The 19,030-nt window shown below is 68.1% G+C and carries 16 protein-coding genes and 1 pseudogene; 10 read left to right on the top strand and 7 right to left on the bottom strand.

Translation table 11 applies throughout. The features are described 5' to 3' along the window. Window positions 1-63: 63 nt before the first annotated feature. Window positions 64-918: a hypothetical protein gene (locus BL254_RS12670; protein WP_047224578.1), complete on the top strand. Its 855-nt coding sequence runs from the start codon at window positions 64-66 to the stop codon at window positions 916-918. On the opposite strand, the gene BL254_RS12665 is transcribed toward BL254_RS12670, so the two are convergent. After that, window positions 857-1,474 carry an RCC1 domain-containing protein gene (locus BL254_RS12665; protein ID WP_254858073.1) on the bottom strand — a complete coding sequence of 206 codons (618 nt, stop codon included), beginning with the start codon at window positions 1,472-1,474 and terminating at the stop codon, window positions 857-859. The genes BL254_RS12670 and BL254_RS12665 overlap by 62 nt on opposite strands. On the opposite strand from BL254_RS12665, the gene BL254_RS28345 reads away from it, so the two are divergent. Further along, the gene (locus tag BL254_RS28345) at window positions 1,401-1,709 is read left to right on the top strand and encodes a hypothetical protein (RefSeq protein ID WP_254858076.1); all 309 of its coding nucleotides are present in this window, start codon (window positions 1,401-1,403) and stop codon (window positions 1,707-1,709) included. The genes BL254_RS12665 and BL254_RS28345 overlap by 74 nt on opposite strands. A 479-nt stretch (window positions 1,710-2,188) precedes the next feature. On the opposite strand, the gene BL254_RS12660 is transcribed toward BL254_RS28345, so the two are convergent. Together BL254_RS12660 and soxR are read right to left on the bottom strand one after the other, a co-directional pair. Then, complete coding sequence (locus tag BL254_RS12660) at window positions 2,189-2,638, bottom strand: I66 family serine proteinase inhibitor (protein ID WP_047224576.1); 450 nt, start codon at window positions 2,636-2,638, stop codon at window positions 2,189-2,191. Between the two features lie 242 nt (window positions 2,639-2,880). Continuing rightward, window positions 2,881-3,336 (bottom strand): redox-sensitive transcriptional activator SoxR, encoded by a 456-nt coding sequence (soxR, locus tag BL254_RS12655; RefSeq protein ID WP_076843393.1) that lies wholly within the window; start codon window positions 3,334-3,336, stop codon window positions 2,881-2,883. A 129-nt stretch (window positions 3,337-3,465) separates the two neighbouring features. On the opposite strand from soxR, the gene BL254_RS12650 reads away from it, so the two are divergent. From BL254_RS12650 to BL254_RS12640, 3 genes are all read left to right on the top strand, one after another. Then, window positions 3,466-4,038, top strand: coding sequence for an NADPH-dependent FMN reductase (locus tag BL254_RS12650; protein WP_047224574.1), 573 nt, complete (start codon window positions 3,466-3,468; stop codon window positions 4,036-4,038). A 495-nt stretch (window positions 4,039-4,533) separates the two neighbouring features. Continuing rightward, window positions 4,534-5,400 carry a hypothetical protein gene (locus BL254_RS12645; protein WP_254858059.1) on the top strand — a complete coding sequence of 289 codons (867 nt, stop codon included), beginning with the start codon at window positions 4,534-4,536 and terminating at the stop codon, window positions 5,398-5,400. Window positions 5,401-5,622: 222 nt separating this feature from the next. Continuing rightward, window positions 5,623-7,242: an MFS transporter gene (locus BL254_RS12640; protein WP_052914862.1), complete on the top strand. Its 1,620-nt coding sequence runs from the start codon at window positions 5,623-5,625 to the stop codon at window positions 7,240-7,242. A gap of 85 nt (window positions 7,243-7,327) precedes the next feature. On the opposite strand, the gene BL254_RS12635 is transcribed toward BL254_RS12640, so the two are convergent. The 4 genes from BL254_RS12635 to BL254_RS12620 form a co-directional block, all read right to left on the bottom strand. After that, window positions 7,328-8,125: an ABC transporter permease gene (locus tag BL254_RS12635; protein ID WP_076843391.1), complete on the bottom strand. Its 798-nt coding sequence runs from the start codon at window positions 8,123-8,125 to the stop codon at window positions 7,328-7,330. Further along, on the bottom strand, window positions 8,122-9,150 hold the full coding sequence (locus tag BL254_RS12630; RefSeq protein ID WP_254858057.1) for an ABC transporter ATP-binding protein: 1,029 nt from the start codon (window positions 9,148-9,150) through the stop codon (window positions 8,122-8,124). The genes BL254_RS12635 and BL254_RS12630 overlap by 4 nt, the downstream gene beginning before the upstream one ends. A gap of 291 nt (window positions 9,151-9,441) precedes the next feature. Next, the gene (locus BL254_RS12625) at window positions 9,442-10,092 is read right to left on the bottom strand and encodes a response regulator transcription factor (RefSeq protein WP_076843389.1); all 651 of its coding nucleotides are present in this window, start codon (window positions 10,090-10,092) and stop codon (window positions 9,442-9,444) included. After that, complete coding sequence (locus BL254_RS12620) at window positions 10,089-11,426, bottom strand: sensor histidine kinase (protein ID WP_083731032.1); 1,338 nt, start codon at window positions 11,424-11,426, stop codon at window positions 10,089-10,091. The genes BL254_RS12625 and BL254_RS12620 overlap by 4 nt, the downstream gene beginning before the upstream one ends. Before the next feature lie 560 nt (window positions 11,427-11,986). Here BL254_RS12620 and BL254_RS12615 point away from each other — a divergent pair. The 5 genes and pseudogenes from BL254_RS12615 to BL254_RS12595 all read left to right on the top strand — a co-directional run bounded on the left by BL254_RS12615 (window position 11,987) and on the right by BL254_RS12595 (window position 19,024). Beyond that, window positions 11,987-12,277 (top strand): metal-sensitive transcriptional regulator, encoded by a 291-nt coding sequence (locus BL254_RS12615; RefSeq protein ID WP_013873720.1) that lies wholly within the window; start codon window positions 11,987-11,989, stop codon window positions 12,275-12,277. 192 nt (window positions 12,278-12,469) lie between these two features. After that, a complete protein-coding gene (locus tag BL254_RS12610; protein WP_047224571.1) occupies window positions 12,470-12,691 on the top strand; it encodes a heavy-metal-associated domain-containing protein in 222 nt (73 codons plus the stop codon). 154 nt (window positions 12,692-12,845) lie between these two features. Further along, entirely contained in the window at window positions 12,846-15,347 is a 2,502-nt protein-coding gene (locus tag BL254_RS12605; RefSeq protein WP_047224570.1) for a cation-translocating P-type ATPase, read from the top strand. A gap of 959 nt (window positions 15,348-16,306) precedes the next feature. After that, a pseudogene (locus tag BL254_RS12600) lies at window positions 16,307-17,616 on the top strand (family 2B encapsulin nanocompartment shell protein). 202 nt (window positions 17,617-17,818) lie between these two features. Beyond that, window positions 17,819-19,024, top strand: a complete 1,206-nt coding sequence (locus BL254_RS12595) for a radical SAM/SPASM domain-containing protein (RefSeq protein ID WP_254858055.1) — start codon at window positions 17,819-17,821, stop codon at window positions 19,022-19,024. The last annotated feature ends 6 nt before the right edge of the window (window positions 19,025-19,030 follow it).

Genomic DNA, 19,030 nt, shown 5'->3' with positions numbered 1-19,030 from the left:
GGGACAACCGTACGGTCATCAGGGCATAGAGGTGTGCTCTAGCTTACATTCCGGGAGTCGATCATGCCGCTTGCCCCGCCGCCGCCTCAGCCGCCCGCGCCTCCGTACGGGCTCGAGCTCAACACCACGATGCAGACCGTGGCCACCATTGTGCTGTGGGTCGGCACGGCCACCCTGCTCGTGTACGCCGGGAAAATGGCCCGCGAGGAACGCTCGATCTTCCCGGTGGCGCTCGTTGTCGCGGTCGCGGTCGGCAGCATCATCGAGCCGCTGTACGACATCGCCTACCACCTGCACTGGCTCGACAACGGCGAGCAGTGGACGTTGTTCACCAGCTTCGGCCTGCCGCAGCCGGTCTGGGTGATGCCGGCGTACGTCATGGTGTTCGGTCTGCCGGCGCTGCTGCTGTACCGCTCGCTGAGCAGGGGCGCGACGCTGCGGCAGATCTTCACGCTCGGCGCCCTCACCGCCGTCACGACCGCGGTGTTCGAGATCACCGCGATCAACCTCGACCTGTACGTCTACTACGGCGAGTCGCCGTGGCGCGTGCTGGACTACCCGCTGTTCATCGCGTTCATGGAAGCCGCGCAGATCACGGGCTTCGCCGTCCTGGCCGCCGTGCTCAAACTGCGGGCGACCAAGGAGGTCCACAACCTGGCGCTCTTCGCGATCTTCCCGTGCAACTTCGCCTTCGACGTCCTGGGCGCCGGCTTCCCCACCCTCATCCTGCAGAACTCCAGCCCCGACCCGAACGGCTTCGCTCTGTTCCTGAGCGCCATCGCCAGCGTCGCGCTCACGGCGACCGCCCTGTGGTGGTCCGCGCAGCTGCTGCTCACCCTGCAACGCAGGGACGGGATCACACCGACTGGGACGCGGACCCCGCCCGAGAAACCGGTACACGAGGCCTCCCTCGTCTGAAAGACGTTTCCCCCAAGGGCCCTATCCCCCAGAAGACCGCCCCGAGCCGTACCACCCGCCGGAACGGTACGCCCGGGACGGTCCGGGAGGGTTGGCCGCGCCGACGTCGCCGCGGCCAACCCTCCCGGACACGGCGCTGGCTGGTCAGAGAAGCTTCCCTGCGCTCTGACCAGCCAGTAGCAGTTTCCAGCCAGTAGGAGTTTCCCCGGGCCGCTTTCCGCCCGCGTCCTTCGGGGCGGCCGGGTCGTCGCGCTCGGAGCCGGCGGAAGGTCAGAGCGCGCGGGAAGCAGGACGACGCGATCGCGTATGCGACGTCCAGACCGGCGCTGATGGCGGTGGCTCCGGCCAGGCCGCGGACCCGCACCGGCAGCACACTGTCGGTGGTGGTGCCGTTCCCCAACTGGCCGTAGGTGTTCCTGCCCCAGGCCCACACGGTGCCGTCCCGGCGCAACACGTACTTGGTGTCTCTGGAGCTGCCGGCGATGGCGGTGGCCCCGGTCAGCGTGGGAATCCGCACCGGTACCGAGCTGTCGGTGGTGGCGCCGTCGCCGAACAGGCCGGCATTGTTCCAGCCCCAGGCGTACAGCGTGCCGGCCCGCGGCCGGGCGTCCGCTCCCAGCGTTCCCGCGCCGGGCGTGGACGCCACCGCGGCCGCCGGCAGGAGCGTCGTCCCGACCACGGCCAGCATCGCCGACCGGACATCGTCGTTTCTCCGCTCCGTGGGACCAGCGGGTGTCACCCCACACGCCGACATCACGAAGAATAGCAAGATCGATACTTTCTGTAACTAGATTACCGCGTGTCCACCAGTGGGCCCGAAAGCCCGGGAGAACCCCGCCGCCTACGCCGACAAGGGGCGCCACCGGGATACGCCAGGAACGAGCAATGGCCGGTGACACCCCGTTGCCCTGATCGACAGGCTGGCCGACGCCAACGACGATCATGGTGGCCGGGGTACGGTGCGGCCCATCCACGTCAGGGGCGGACACGATGTGCCCGGCGGTGACCGGTCACCGCCGGGCAGAGCCCGAAGACCCCTATGGTTCAGTATCGTGCCCGGATCGCCAGGACTAGAGCGCCGGTCATGTAACCATACGTATCCTCGCTAACGGCGGCACACGTCGATGGACACCGGCCATCGGAGAAGATCGGCGCAAGTTTGTCGTTGTGTACGCTGACGCGGCCAAAAAGCGTACACAACGACAAACTCTTTTGGATCATGTCCTGTGCGGGTGGTTGTGGATGGGATTCGCACTACTTGACCAGCGCTCTAGCGCACCTCGATGACGAGGGGCTCCTCCTCGCCCTCACCCGCGGGCAGTAGCACGACCCGCTTGGGCAGGAGACTGCGGTCCTCCACGATGCTGCGCCCGAGGTAGCGGCCCGTGCCCGCCAGCTCCAGGGTGTAGAACCCGGACACGATCTGGTCAACCTTTTCGATCTTCGCGGCGGCGTCGTCCTCATCGAACTTCCGGATGGTCCAGCGTGCCCGCTCCGCCCCGGCCACAGCCACGGCGACCTGGGCCCCAGGGTCCGTGCTCGGTGCGGCCAGCACTTTCCCAGAGGCAAGCTCGGTGAACTGGAACCCCCCGTCGACCGCGGCGACCACCCACTCGCTCGCCTCTTCCTGGCCGATCAGCAGAGCCCACACCAGGTCTTTCTGGACTCCCGTCGGCGCACCCCTGACTATGATCCTGGCGATCTTTCCTTCGTCCCCCACAGTGCCTCCCCAACGGTTTTGATGACTGATGCAACAGGATCGCTTACTCAGAAGAACAGTGCAACTGTTTGAGTAACTGTCCCAACGTGATGGGTGAGTCAGGTYGCACAGGGCGGGGCACCGTTATGCGTCTTGGCGTTGGTTTGCTGGTTGTTTTTGAAGATCAAAAATATGAGAAGACTCGTCAACAGTGTTGACTACAGTGTGGCTTCACATGTCGTGCGGCAGGATTCCCGCTGTGGCTATGGCTCGAGGTGGCAGCGGGGGCCCGCACCCTGCTCGCCGAGGGTGTCGTACGGGTTGACCAGGGCGCAGCGGTCGATCGACAGGCAGCCACAGCCGATGCAGTCGGTGAGGTGGTCGCGCAGCTGCTCCAGCCGCCGGATGCGGGCGTCGAGCTCCTCGCGCCAAYGGGTGGACGCCCGCGCCCAGTCCTCCCGGGTGGGAGTGCGCTCGTCCGGCAGCACGGTGAGGACGTCCCGGATCGTCGCAAGCGGGATGCCGACGCGTTGCGAGGCACGGACGAAGGCGACCCTGCGCAGGATGTCCCTGCCGTAGCGGCGCTGGTTGCCGGGGGTGCGCCGGCTGCGGATGAGCCCCTGCCGCTCGTAGAAACGCAGCGCCGAGGGGGACACGCCACTGCGCTCGGCCAGCTCACCGACGGTGAGCTCCTTGGTCTTCCAGGACAGCTGTGCCATGTGGACCACGGTAGCTTGACTTGAACCTTTGTTTAGCTTCCAGGGTGGTACCCAGGATGAGATCAACGAGATCGTCAGCCATGGCGTCACCAGGAGCCACGGGAACCGAGAACCGGGAAAGGGACCATCATGTCCGAGCATGCGTTGCAACTGGCCGTGATCGTGGGCAGCACGCGGGAAGGCCGGTTCGCGCCGGTGGTGGCGAACTGGTTCGTCAGCCAGGTCGAACAGCGCGACGACCTGGCGCTCGACGTCGTCGACCTGGCCGAGGCGCGGCTGCCCGCCGTGCTTACCAGGCAGCCGCCGCCCGAGGTGGCGGCGCTGACCCCGCGGCTGGACGCGGCCGACGCGTTCGTCGTGGTGACGCCGGAGTACAACCACTCCTATCCCGCGCCCCTGAAGAACGCCATCGACTGGTACTACACGCAGTGGCAGGCCAAACCGATCGGATTCGTCTCCTACGGGGGCCTGGCCGGCGGGCTGCGCGCTGTGGAACAGCTTCGACTGGTGTTCGCAGAACTACATGCGGTAACTATTCGTGAGACGGTCAGTTTCCACAACGCGCGGGAGAAGTTCGACTCCGCCGGCCAGCCGAAGGACGCCACCGGCCCGGGCGCCGCGGCAAAGACGATGCTCGACCAGCTCGCGTGGTGGGCCCGGGCGCTACGCGACGCCCGGACGGCCCACCCCTACGGCACCTGATCTCGCTCGGATCCCACCCAGCTCAGTCCCGCCCGGGCGGCCTCGCCCGCCGTACCGGCAGGCCGGCCGGGCGAGCGGGCGGGACAGGCGGAGCCGGTCCGAGCGCCTGTCGTCCCCTCCCCTCCCTCGCTCCCCCACTTCTTCCCGTCGGCCCGCCCCCAGGACCTGCGGAATTACAGTGCGGGATCACAGCAGGATCATTGTAAGAATTCATCTTCGTGATGAGTGGCATCGCCCACCGGAGCTCGTTGTTCATCATCTCGAAATGTAAATTTTGCAGACGTTGGGCCGCTCCGACGCCCATCTCTGCGCGTATCGCGGCAGCGACTGGCAYACTGTGTTCCACCCTATGGAGACAAGGCGAGGATGATGACACACTTGTGCCAGTCGCCCATCCGCCGGACTCACTTTCCGGCGGCCCRTGGCGTTCGAGTTCGCTTTCGTCCCGGCATGGTGGGTGGCCGGGGCCGCGCCGCTACACTCACGGTCATCTCGATGGCTGTGATCCTGCTCGCTCAGACTACACCGGCTCAGGCCGCAGACTCCACCCAGTACGCCGGCGACTCCTCCCGCGGACTCGGCGTCGCCATTCCGTTCAGCGGTTTTACCGACCGTAACGGACAGGCGGTCCCCATCTCGGGCGCGGTCGGGGCCGACCTGGTCCTCGGTTCGACCGCGCAGCCGTACCTGCCGTGCCAGAACTACGATCCACTGACCGGCACCGGCGACACCTTCATAAACGCCTGTGAGGTACCTGGAAGCTACACCACCTACACGCGCTTCGCGGCCGGCCAGGGTATTCTCTTCCCGCACGGCTACTTCGTGCCCGACGTCCAGCCGGATTACGTCAACGATGGTTCGCTGCGCACCGACTGGGGCGCCCGCGCCGCCGGGCTCTCACTGGAGTTCTACCCGGACGTCGCACTCGACCAGGAATACGTTCACTCCCGTTTCTACGTGGACTATTTCAACCACCGGGCGAACGGCTGGACCTACTCCTACCACGTGGGAACGATCAAGCTCGTGACCCTCGCGGACCCGGGCACCGCCCGAATCATCGGCAGCGTAACCCGCAACGGTGCCGCCCCGGCCGCAAAAGAGATCAAGTTCACCATTTTCGGYGGTGACGCCCGCTCCTCGGCCGACTACCCGATCTCCTCCTTCRCAGTCACCTACAGCAACGGCACGGACTGGACCAGCGGGGCGATGTACGCCGGGTCGCAGCGGGTCACCGTCGACGACACCGCAACCGGTCACCAGTGCGTCTACGACCTGYCACGCATCAGCGGGCCGGACAACCGGCTGGACTTCGACGTGGCCCGTCCCGGTTTCGGCCGTGACGGCGGACACTGCAACTTCTAGGACACCGCAGCTTCCAGGACGCGCGRCTTCCGGCAAGGTGCTCGTTCCAACAGGGCACGCGGCTTCCACTAGGTTTGAGTTCCCTGGTACGGACCGCGGTCGCGGTCGAGGACCACTGGTCGGCTGTTCGACGGTTTTCATGATCGTCGAACAGCCGATGTCGATGTCGATGCGCCCGTCGGCTCCTGCCGGCAGGCGCGGGTGTGGCCCACATCTGTTCCGATGACACAGGAGGCTGACACGCAGCGCAGTCATGGCACCGACATGGAGCCGTCCTCTCCCTCTCCCCCGCCCCCGCCCGTGGGACCGGCGATCCGGTCGACGGACGGGGCCGGGAGCGTGCCCGCGACGGGACGGGTACGTAAGTGGCTGCCGCTGCTGACGGTCTGTCTCGGCACCTTCATGCTGCTGGTCGACGTGACGATCGTGAACGTCGCCCTGCCGGGCATGGTGGTCGACCTCGACGCGTCGTTCGGCGCGCTGCAGTGGGTCGTCGACGCCTATGCGTTCGCGCTGGCCGCGCTCGTCCTCGGCACCGGCTCCATCGCGGACCTCGTCGGCCATCGCCGGGCCTACGTCGTCGGGCTCGCGGTGTTCGCGGCGTCGTCGTTCGCATGCGGCATCGCGCCGAACTCCGCGGCGCTCATCGCGGCGCGCGCCGTGCAGGGCGTCGGCGCGGCGGCCATGTTCGCGACGACGTTCGCGCTGCTCAACAGCTCCTACACCGGACGCGACCGCGGCAGCGCCTACGGCCTGTGGGGTGCGGTGTCGGGTGCGTCCGCCGCCGTCGGCCCGATCATCGGCGGGCTGCTCACCGAAGGCGTGTCCTGGCGGTGGATCTTCTTCGTCAACCTGCCGGTGAGCGTCGCCGCCATCGTGCTGTGCCTGTTCGTGCTCACCGACGCGCACGAGCCCACCCACAGCCGGGTGGACGTCCCCGGCATGGTCACGTTCACCGCGGCGGCGGCGGGCGCGACGTACGCGATCATCCGTGCGAGCGAGGAGGGCTGGTCCAACGCGCTCACCTGGTGGCTGCTCGCGCTGGCGGCGGTGCTGCTCGCCCTCTTCGCCGGCATCGAGTCGCGATCGTCGCACGCCATGCTGGACCTCGCGCTGCTGCGTAACCGGTCGTTCGTCGGGGTGCTCGTCACGGGCGTCCTGCTGACGTTCGCCGCCTTCTCCGCGTTCGCCTACACCTCGATCTGGCTGCAGTCCGTGGTCGGTCTCAGCCCGATCGAGGCCGGTCTGACCGGTGTGCCGCTGTCGGTCATGGCATTCGTGGTCTCGGCGTCGACCGGCCGCTTCCTGCACGGTGTACGGCCCGACTGGATCCTCGGTGGCGGTCTGCTGGTCGTCGGCCTCGGTGACGCGCTCGCCGCCGTGCTCGTCCACGGCTCGGCGAGCTGGCCGGCACTCATACCCGGTTTCGTGGTGATCGGTATCGGGGTGGGGATCGTGACGCCCGCGCTTGGTTCGGTCTCGATGGCGCTCGTGCCCGCGCGGCGCGGTGGCATGGCCGCCGGCGCGGTCAACACCGCGCGGCAGCTCGGTTTCGCCTTCGGTATCGCTGTCCTGGGCAGCGTGTTCGCCGCTCGCGCGCAGCGCAGCCTGTCCGGACGCGGCGTCGAGGACGCGGCTCGGACGGCCCGCGCGGTCGCCGGCGGCCAGACGGCGTCGCTGCTGCGCGCGGCCCCGCCGAGCACCCGGCACGCTCTCGACAACGCCGTGCACGCCTCGGCGGTGACCGGTGTCCAGGGGGCGTTCGCGGTGGCCGCCGCGGCCGGCCTGCTCGCTGGCGCCATCGTCCTCGTCCTGATGCGCCCCACCCACCCGGCCACATGATCCAGATGTCGCGGCCACCAGAACTAGAAGATCAAATTGTGGATCGATGCCGTCAACAGCGTTGACTATAAACTGGATCAGCCAGTCAGGCAGTTACGTCGCGGCGGGTGAGGGCGACGGCTGCCAGTACCGCGGCAACGCCGGCGTACCCGGCCGCGAGCGCCAACGCCGGGCCGTAGGAGGCATCCGGCAGGCCGCCGCGGGCGACCGCGTCGAACACCAGGCCTGGGAACGTCCGGGCCGCGCCCGCCCATGTCTGTTGGATGATGTGCTCGACCGGCAGCATCCAGGCAATCCCGATCGACAGYGCCAGCACGGTGGAGCGGGTCAGCACACCCAGCGCCGTCGCGACAAGCGCGAAACACATCGTGGCGAGGAGCGCGTTCAGGAAATTGGCAGCGGCGGTTTCGAGTGCCGCCTCGCTCCACCACTGCGACGTGTCCACCCCGCGCAGTTGCGCCATGACGACAGCTGTGGCCACGCTGAGCGTCAGTGCCACCAACAGCGCCACCGTCATCATCACGAACATCGCGGTCAGTTTGCCTGCGAGCCAGGCCGCCCGCCGTGGCTGCTGCAACAGCAGCGTCCGCAGTGTCCCCTGGCCGTACTCGTTGGTGACATTCGCGGTGAAGACCACGAAGACGAGCAGGCCGATGAAGGTCATCCCGGCGGCGAATCCAACGCTGGGGCCGTCCGGGCCGGCAAGGCGTGCCAGCGTCATGGCGAATCCCGCACTGGGACCGTCGAGAGGCCGTGCGGTGTCCTCGGCGAGGGCGAAGGCCAGGACGCTCGCCAACATCCCCATCACGGCCACCGCCGCGATGGCGACAAGCGTCCCTCGACGGCGCAGTTTGAGTAGCTCCGCATGCAACGCGCGGTTCATCGCGTTCCCTCCAGTTCCCGGGAAACCCCGGCCACCGGCGACGTGCCAGGGGCATGATCGACCGCGCTTCCACCCACCAGGCTTTGGTAACGCTCTTCCAGGCTTACCCGCACCGGGGTGATCTCCACGAGGGTGATGCCCGCCGCGAACGCGTCCCGGTTCAGCTCGGCGAGCACCGCGTCCATGGCCGACTCGGCATCCAGGTACCTCTGGTCACCCCGCTCGCCGGGGACGGACGGGGGTAGGTCGACACGCAGCCGGTCGCCGTCGCGCCGCACGGACAGGTTCCGGCCCGTGGTGAGCTCGGCCATGGCGCCGAGATGGTCCGGATGCTGCGGACGCAGCAGCACGCTGCGCCCGCCAGCGGCCATCAGCCCGTCGATGGGGCCGTGGTAGACCGAGCGGCCGTGCTCCATGACGACGATCCAGTCACAGATCTGTTCCACTTCGGACAAAAGGTGCGAAGAGATCAGAACGGTCCGTACTCGCCCGTCTCCTGGACGCCGCGCCAGTGTGCGCACCAGCTCCCGCATCTGCTGGATACCGGCCGGGTCGAGGCCGTTGGTGGGTTCGTCGAGGACGARCAGGTCAGGGTCTGCGAGCAGTGCGGCCGCTATCGCCAGCCGCTGTTTCATACCCAGGGAATAGGTCCGGAAGGCGTCACCGCCACGGCCCGTGAGCCCGGCCTCGGCCAGGACCTCCGGAATCCGGGAACGGTCATGACCGCCGAGGGCGGCGAGCACGGCGAGATTGTGCTCCCCGGACAGYCCCGGGTAGAGGGCGGGGTTCTCGATCAGGGCGCCGACTCTGGGAAGGTACCGTTGTGGCCTGGTGAGCGGTGCGCCGAGAACGCTGCCCTCGCCGGCGGACGGCCGGACCAGCCCGAGCAGCATCCGCAAGGTGGTGGTCTTGCCGGCGCCATTGGGACCGACGAAGCCGGCGACCRCACCGGTCGGGATACGCATCCGCAGGCCGTCGACGACCGTCCTACGACCGTAATGCTTAGTCAGGTGAAGGACCTCCACGGCGAAACCGTCCGTCACTGCGGGTATACGGCGTTGCGAAACGCCCACGGTGTTGGCCACATCAGCCGGTACGGTGACGGCCGGCGTGACAGCAGTCGATGTCATGGCCCCAGAGTCGCCGGCCGACGGCGTCGCGTCGTCCGCCCGGCGGCGTCACCGCGCTACGCAGATCGACGTAGGCCGGGTGTACGCGAGAACCGACCAGTGGAAACAGACCAAGGAAACAGACCAGCGAAGAGGGCCTGACGAGAGCGTGCGGGCACACCCGCGCGTCAGGACAACGCGTAAGCATCAGGACGGCGTGACCATGCCTGCCTGGTTGGCGAGGACGGCGAGCTGGGCCCGGTCGCGCGCCCCCAGCTTCACCATCACCCTGCTCACGTGGGTACGGGCCGTAGCCGGGCTGATGAACAGCCTCTCCGCGATCTCGTCGTTCGACAGGCCATGGCCCACCAGGCCCATGACCTCGCGTTCGCGTGCGGTGAGCCCGCTGAGGTCGGGTGTGTGCACGGCGGGCCGCCGAGCAAAGGCGTCGATCACCCGCCGCGTCACTGTCGGTGACAGCAACGACTCCCCCGCCGCAACCACCCGGATCGCCCGGAGCAACTCCGCGGGCTCGGCGTCCTTCAGCACGAACCCGGCCGCGCCTGAGCGCAACGCCTCGAAGACATACTCGTCCAGCTCGAACGTGGTGACCATGACGACCCGGGTCTGATCAAGATGCGGGTCCTCGACGATCGCCCGCAGGGCGGAAAGGCCGTCGAGGACGGGCATCCGGATGTCGAGCAGCGCCACGTCCGGACGTGTCCGCTGGACAACGGCGATCGCCCTGCGCCCGTCCTCGGCCTCCCCGACCAGATCGAGATCGTCCTCACTGTCGATCAGTACTCGCAGGCCGAGCCGTACCAGCGGCTGGTCGTCGGCAACCACCACCCGGATCATGTATTCACCCGCCGTAACGGCAGGACGGCTCGGACCTGCCAACCGTGGCCAGGCCGCGGGCCGGCCGTCACCGTACCCCCGAGATCGACGGCGCGTTCCCGCAGACCGTGCAGCCCATGGCCATGGCCGTGGCCGTGCTCGTGGCCCGCGGGCACCGGGCTGGTGTGCCCGGGGCCCGCGGGCCCGGCATCGGTCGTGGCCATCGCCGGTGCCACGACGGTCACCGGCTGATCGGCAACCGGCTCGTCACATACTCCGACCACCACCTGGTCGGGCTCGTAACAGATCTCGACACGGGCGCGGGCCGGGCCGGCATGCCTGAGCACGTTCGTCAGCGACTCCTGGATGACCCGGAACACGGCGAGATCCACCTCGGCCGGCAGGGCCTCGGGGCCTTCACCGGAAGTCACCAGATCCACCCGGAGGCCGGCGCGCCGGACCTGCGCGAGCATCCCGTCCAGGCGCGCGAGACCGGTCAACGGCACATGCCGGGCGTTGCCGGCCTGGTCGGCGCTCCCGGCACCGTCAACGATCATATCGGCGTTGTCGGGGGCGCCGGCCCACGCGGGCCGGGTGTCGACGCCGAGACGGGTGAGAGCGAGGGTCGCGCGCAGTTCCTCCAACGCGTCGTGGCTGGTGCGCCGGATCGCCTCAAGAGCGGCCCGGGCCTGTTCAGGACGCCGGTCGAAGACGTGGAGGGCGACCCCGGCCTGCAGGGAGATGACGGACAACCCATGACCCACGACGTCGTGTACCTCGCGATACAGCCGTAGCCGTTCCTGTTCGGCCATGGCCCGCCGCGCCTCGTCCTCGGCCTGTGCCCTGGAACGGCGCGCGACCTGGAGCAGCCCCCCGATAAGCGCCGGCACCGCCAGCCAGAGGATGCCCAGCGTCCCGACAACCCAGTGCGTCCAGCCGACATCATCGTCGGCCAGGACGTCCCCGATCAGCTCGCCGCCGACGACGGTCACCCCGGCGGCCCCGGCCGCGACAGCCATGGGCACGACCGGCAGCCGAGTACCGACGGAGAAGGCGGCGACGGCGAGCGGAAGCTGGACCGGTGGCGGACCGTTCGGATAGCCAGCGGCGAGATAAACACTGACCAGGACTGATTCAGCGGCCAGCATGGACAGGGGCCGGTAGCGACGCAGGAGCACCACGGCGGCGRCAACGGCGAGCAGCAGGTAACCCACGGCGTCGAGACGACGGCCGGATCCGAGCCCTTCATGATCAATCTGGGTGCTGCTGAGGAGGAGCACAGCCGCGACCACGGCCGCCGGGAGGACGTCGGCACGCAGACAGCCGCCAATCGCGACCAGCTTCCGAACATCCACCAGATGACGGTATCCACCGGCAGGTCCGACGGCATCCGCCTCACGACGTACTGAACGCGAGATCTTCCTACGTCCGCGGACGTACACAGCCAGCCCTTCCGGGACACCGACGCCTGATGCGCCCTACCCACCCGGCCATATGATCAAGATGTCGATGGCCCGAATGCCGCGGTCAGCAGAACCAGAAGATCAAGTTGTATGCCCGGCACCGTCAACACCGTTGACTATAGAGTGGATCAATCCCTCCCCCTCAAGCCGCCTCGCAGGTTTCTCGCGACGATCACACAGTCGAAGCGGCAGTCGTCGCCCTGCACGACGAGCGGTGACCCGCGCCGCAGCGACGCTGGACGGCATCTTCGATCCTCGCCCGCGACCCCCGACGACCTACTCGCGGCATGACGCCCCTGATAGGCAGAGCAGGAGCAGGCGGGGTGGCATCAACACCGTTGACTGTCGCGTCCGCATCGCGACGCGGGCGTTGCGGCTTTACCGGTACCCCCTAAGGGTATAGAGTCGACACCATCGTAAATACCCCTGGAGGGTATGGGGTGGAGGTACGGATGGGCGCGGGCCACGGCTACATCGGCGACAAGGACGACTACCTCAAGCGGCTGCGGCGCATCGAGGGCCAGATCCGCGGCCTGCAACGGATGGTCGAGCAGGAACAGTACTGCATCGACATCCTGACGCAGGTCTCGGCTGCGACGAAAGCGCTACGCTCGGTCGCGCTCGGTCTGCTCGACGCGCACATGGCGCACTGCCTCGTGCAGGCGGCGGCAGCCGGCGGCGAGGAGGCCGACCAGAAGGTACGGGAGGCCTCGGACGCGATCGCCCGCCTGCTCCGCTCCTGAGCGCCCACGACAACACGACGACACCCAACGACATGATCACGCGTCCACCGCGCCCGGCGTTCGTCCCACGTCCGACAAACTCCCGGCGTGGACGACGAGAGGCGTCACGGACCACGGAAGGGACGTGGCTGTGCACCGCCGACGACGCCAGGCACACCCCAAAATCGATCATTTCTTCTGGAAGGACCAACTGTGACCACGACCACCTACACCGTTGTCGGCATGAACTGCTCGCACTGTGTCGGCGCGGTGAGCACCGAGATCGGCCGGATCCCGGGTGTCAGCGACGTCCAGGTGGACCTGGGCAGCGGCGCGGTAACGGTGATCAGTGAACAGTCGCTGGCGGAGACCGCTGTCCGAGCCGCCGTGGACGAGGCCGGTTACGAACTCGTCAGCCCCGCCGCCAGCCGGTAGCGGGGCAGCCAGCAGCGGGCCAGCCGGCCAGGAAGAAGCCGGCTGGCGAAGAACCCAACCGGTAGGACCAGCGGCATCGGCCGGACGCGTCGGGGGACGAGCCACCGCACCTCGACGAGGCGGACCGGCCAGCCGGAACGGAGGAACGACCGCGATGAGCGTGACCGCGGATGCCGCGCCGCCCTCGGGTGTCCACGAGATCGATCTGTCGATCAGCGGGATGACCTGCGCGTCCTGCGCGGCGCGCATCGAGAAGCGGCTCAACCGGCTCGAGGGTGTGACCGCCACCGTCAACTACGCCACCGAGCGGGCGCATGTCGTCTACCCGGACCGGCTCACCGCGGCCGACCTGGTCACCGAGGTGCAGCGGATCGGCTACCGCGCCCAGCAACCGCAGGTACCTCAGCGGCCACAGCCGCCACGGGCCGTCCCGGCGGACGAGGCGCCGACGGTGACGGGCCGGGAAGGGGCCGCGGAAGCGGGCCGGGCCGCCCCCGCGACCGAGCGGGCGGAGCGGGTCGACCCGCAGCGGCTACGGCTGATCGTCTCCAGTCTGCTGAGCCTGCCGGTGCTGCTGCTCGCCATGGTGCCGCCGTGGCAGTTCGACAACTGGCAGTGGCTGTCGCTGGCGCTGGCCACCCCGGTCGTACTGTGGGGCGGTCTGCCGTTCCACCGAGCGGCGTGGACGAACCTGCGCCACGGCGCGGCGACCATGGACACACTGATCTCCATCGGCACGCTCGCGGCGTTCGGCTGGTCGCTGTACGCCCTGTTCTTCGGTCATGCGTCTTCCGGCCACGCGGGGATGACGGGCATGACCGACATGATCATGCCCTCCGGGCCAGCCGCCGACCGGGGCAGCGGCACGGACAGCATCTACCTCGAGGTCGCCGCCGTGGTGACGACGCTCATCCTCACCGGACGCTTCTTCGAGGCGCGCGCCAAGCGGCGGGCCGGCGCCGCGCTGCGGGCGCTGCTCGAACTGGGCGCCAGGAACGTGACGGTCCTGCGGGACGGCCAGGAGCTGCGGATCGGCATCGAACAGCTGGCCGTGGGCGACCGCTTCGTGGTGCGCCCAGGCGAGAAGATCGCCACCGACGGGGTCGTGGAGCAGGGCGGTTGCGCGGTGGACGCGAGCATGCTCACCGGCGAGGCGGTGCCGGTCGAGGTCGGCGTGGGTGACACGGTCACCGGCGCCACCGTGAACACCGACGGCCGGCTGGTGGTCCGGGCCACCCGGGTGGGCGCGGACACCCAGCTCGCGCAGATCGCGAAACTGGTCGTCGAGGCGCAGAGCGGCAAGGCCGCGATCCAGCGGCTCGCCGACCGGGTGTCGGCCGTGTTCGTCCCGATCGTGATCGGCCTCACGGCCGTCACCCTCGCGGTGTGGCTCGCTCTCGGCGAGGGGCCGACGGCGGCGTTCACGGCCGCGGTGGCCGTGCTGATCGTCGCCTGCCCGTGCGCGCTCGGCCTGGCGACCCCCACCGCGCTGCTCGTCGGCAGCGGCCGTGGCGCCCAGCTCGGCATCCTGATCAAAGGGCCGGAGGTACTGGAATCGACCCGGCGGGTGGACACCGTCGTCCTGGACAAGACCGGGACGCTGACCACCGGGCGGATGAGCCTGCTGACAGTCGTCACAGCCGGCACCGGCGCCGGCGCCGCCAGCCCTGACCGCACTGATACCGGCACCGGCAGTACTGGTACCGGCACCGATGGTGCGCAGGCCGGCGTCGACGAGGTGCTGCGGCTGGTCGGCGCGGTCGAGGCGGCCAGCGGGCACCCGATCGCGCGGGCGATCGCCCACGGGGCACGGGAACGGCTCGGCGAACTGCCGGACGTCGAGGACTTCAGCAGCGTCGACGGCTTCGGTGTGCGGGGGACGGTGGACGACCAGAAGATCGTCACTGGTCGCCGTCGCCTGCTCGAGGAGTGGTCGCTGCACATCCCCGACGCGCTCGAGCAGGCGGCCCAGGCCGCCGAACGGGACGGCCGTACGCCGGTGTTCGCCGGCTGGGACGGCGCCGCCCGCGCGGTGCTCGTCGTCGCCGACACTCTCCGGCCCGGCAGCGCGGACGCGGTCCGCCGGCTGCGTGGCCTCGGCCTGGCACCGGTCCTGCTCACCGGTGACAACGCCCGAGCCGCCCACGCGGTTGCCGCGCAGGCCGGCATCGACGAGGTGATCGCCGAGGCACTGCCCACGGACAAGGTCGACGTCGTCGCCCGGCTGCAGGCGCGAGGCCGGGTCGTCGCGATGGTCGGGGACGGGGTCAACGACGCCGCCGCGCTCGCCCGCGCCGATCTGGGCCTGGCCGTGGGGACCGGGACGGACGCCGCGATCGAGGCGGGTGACATCACCCTCGTCCGCGGGGATCTCGGCGCGGCCGTGGACGCCATCCGGCTGTCCCGGCGCACCCTGGCCACCATCAAGGGCAACCTGTTCTGGGCCTTCGCCTACAACGTCGTCGCCCTTCCGTTGGCCGCCGCCGGCCTGCTCAACCCCATGATCGCCGGTGCGGCCATGGCGCTGAGCTCCGTGTTCGTCGTCTCCAACTCGCTGCGGCTGCGCCGCTTCCGCCCCACCGGCCGAATCGCCGTCCGGAGCGGCGACCCGCAGCGGCGCGGAGCGGCGACCCGGCCGGCGGGGATAGCACCATGACGCTCGGCAACAGCTCCACCGGAGAGATAGATTAACTACTTTCCGTAACATTTCATCGAAGATCGAAGCGGGATGACTACAGAAAGTAGCAGAAATTGTGACGGCTCGAAGCCGGTACCGTCCGTTCCGTGAACGACCCCGGCGACCGCCGAAAAATTCGCTGGACAATCCGCTGGGCGGATACCGGTGAATTATTGCCGGAAAACCGGCCATGTCGTTTCAGTGAATACAACACCGGCCTGACGGAAGTCGGAGGACGGCTGCGGCCGGATACCCCGCCGGCCATTGTCACCGCAGGTCCGGTAGCGGCGCCCCGTAGCGGACGGCCGTCCTCGACACCCGTCCCGACCTGGTGAACCACCTGCCGGGCCGCCGGGCCGGACCAGGCCGGAACATATGGGAGGACCGCCGCGAGCCCGGTCCGCATGATATCGGCCAACACCTGGGACCGGGCCGTACGGCCCGCCGCGGCCAGGCCGCGAGCCGGTGCCGCGTCACCTTTCACCGTGCTTTTCACCGCACGTCGTCGCCGGCCTGCGGGAAATCCTGGTGACCGCAGGCCACCCGCGCCGTCCGGAAAGCATTCATGCCGTTGTCGGAAGCCTCGGCCGGCAGAATCGCCACCACCGCCGGTAACCACCTAGCCATCACGGTTGGTACGCGACAGCAGGGGAAGACGAATCAGTTGTGAATCTCACGCGAACCAGTTAATATTTGGCGCGCGCTCACCGCACAAAATCGTCATGAACAACTCATGGCCGCCTACGAACAGGCAGGCAGCCACCCACCCCCTGTGCGCCGCGACCGTTCATCACGATCGCTCGCCGACTTCAGCCAGCCCCGGTGAGGGAAGAGCGACCGGTTGCAGGATCAGAGATTGGTGGTAGACGCGGTGACAGAGCCAGTGGCATCAGCCGCCGACAGCAGCGGCGACCACCCCCGGCCGCGCTCGTGTTCGGTTGAGCCTGGGCACCGAAGCAGCCCGCAACCTGGCGACGGTCACCAAATCCGTCTCGCAAATGCAGGAGATCTCCTCCCGATGGCTCCTGCGCATCCTCCCCTGGGTCCAGGTCGCCGGCGGCATCTACCGCGTCAACCGCCGCCTGACCTACCCCCTCGGCGACGGACGCATCACCTTCGTCACCGCGGGCGCCGACATCCGCGTCATCCCCCCGAACTCGGCGAACTCCCACCCCTGCGCGGCTTCGACGGCACCGCCGTCCTGACCACCCTCGCCGACCGCTTCACCCAACACGAATACGCCCCCGGCAACACCATCACCGAAATCGGCCAACCCGCTGACCAGGTCTTCCTCATCGCCCACGGCAAAATCAACAAGATCGGCGTCGGTGAATACGGCGACCAGACCACCCTCGGCGTCCTCGCCGACGGCGACTACTTCGGCGAGGACAMCCTCACCGGCTCCGACAGCACCTGGCAATACACCACCGCCGCCACCGCGACCACCGTCTTCACCCTCCCCGCACCACCTTCCATGAAATCCTCGACCAGTACCGCACCCGCCCCGACCAGAACAAATACGGCAAAGCCGCCATCGACCTCACCGCTGGCCACCACGGCGAACCCGACCTCCCCGGCACCTTCGTCGACTATGAACTCGCCCCCCGCGAATATGAACTCAGCGTCGCCCAGACCATCCTGCGCGTCCACAGCCGCGTCGCCGACCTCTACAACGAACCCAACAACCAGCTCGAACAGCAACTCCGCCTCACCATCGAAGCCCTCCACGAACGCCAGGAACACGAACTATTCAACAACCGCGACTTCGGCCTCCGCCACAACGCCGACCTCAAACAACGCATCCACATCCGCACCGGCCCACACACCCCCGACGACCTCGACGAACCGCTGGCCACGGTGTGGAAGAATCCGCAGTTCATTCTCGCGCATCCCCGGGCGATCGCCACGTTCGGCCGGGAGGCCAACCGCCGCGGCCTCTACCCGCGGAGCGTCGACATCGCCGGCCACCGCATATCCGCCTGGCGCGGCGTCCCCATCCTCCCCAGCAACACAATCCCCGTCACCACCACCCGGAGCACATCCATCCTGGCGGTCCGCGTCGGCGAGGAGGCGCGGGGTGTCATCGACCCGCGCCACGCCGGTATCACCGACGAGGGCCAGCCCAGCCTGAACGTCCGCTTCACAGGCATCAACGAAAAAGCCGTCATCTCCTACCTCGTCAGCGCCTGACTACTCCGTCGCCGTCCTCGTCCCCGACGTCCCCGAGAAAGTCAAGATCGGACACTGAGGCGGAATCGGAAATACCGCAGACGCGGCCGGCGGAACCCTGGATTTTCGGGGTGCGGTGTCGACGCAGGACCGACCGAGGACTGCCGGATCTTCAACACAGAAAATGATCGTCTGGAAAACCGGTACGTCGACGCATCGAGGCGGGCCACAGCGTCGACAGATATTTTTCGGCCGTCCGTCACCTACGAAAGGAACTCACCATGGGCCAGGCACAGGCCGCATCGCCGCACGACTCGGCACTACCGAAAAATCCCGAAGGAACACCGGCGGTCTCCCTGGACCAGGCGCACGCCCCGACCAAGGTTCTGGCGCACGAAGAAATGGTCCGTAAATTCGTGAACGGCGAGGAGATCCGCCCGATCCACATGCGGATCGGCATCATGGGCGCCTGCAACATGCGATGCAACTTCTGCAACTTCCACTCCCCGAACGAGGAGAACTTCTACGACCTGTTCTCCTTCAAGGACTCGATAAAAACCGATGCCGCCGTCAGACTCATGCACGAGTTCGCCGCCACCGGCGGCCGGGCGGTCACCTTCTGCGGCAGCGGCGAATGCACGATCCATCCGGGCTACCAGCAGATCACCCGCGCCGCGGCCGCGGCCGGGCTGCGGATCGGGCTGATCACCAACGGGTCCCGGCTGACCCGCCCGGGCATCAGGGAATGCGTGGCCGAGACCCACACCTGGGTCCGGATCGGCCTCAACGCCGGCACCGAGAAGACCTTCAACGACATCACCCACGACCGTGACGGCACCTTCGGGACATTTCTGGAGTCGCCGGGCCGGCTACGCGCCGCCGCCGTCGACCCGGATTTCCGCATCGRATTCAACTTCGTCATCACCGCCCAGAACTACCAGGAAATCCGCCAGGCGGCCCGCCTCGCACATGACTCAGGCGCTCACTACGTGCGCTTCGAGCCCGAGTTCTACAGTGGCCTCGGACACGACACGATCAAGACCATGATGGCCGATATCACAGCCGGGCTGAACGACGCGGTGGAGATGGCGACAGCAGATTTCGAGGTTTCAGTACCCAAACTCGACCGGGGCCCCATGGATCAGGTGGAGGAGGTCGAGGGTGACTTCGAAAAATGCCACTACAGCCGTTTCGTCACCGCCGTCGGCGCCGACGGAAATCTGTATCCCTGCCCACAGGTGCACCTCAACAGCCGCTATCTGATCGGGAACGTGTTGAAGGAAGGATACCTACAGATACTCGAGGGCGGGGAGCGGGCCTCGTGGGAGGAATCCAACCCGCAGCGCACCGATCTGTGCAAGTCCTGCTTCTACCGGCCACAGAACRAACTCCTGGAATGGCTCCGACGCGGGAAGATCCACCTGGACGACGCGCTCGATTCCTACCGCGTCGAGGTCCCCGCCACCCTGCACGCCGACTTCGTCTGACCACCC

Origin of the sequence: Protofrankia sp. BMG5.30, from assembly GCF_001983005.1 — a bacterium.
Classification (GTDB): Bacteria; Actinomycetota; Actinomycetes; order Frankiales; family Frankiaceae; genus Protofrankia; species Protofrankia coriariae.
This window is presented reverse-complemented; position numbering and strand designations above follow the sequence as displayed.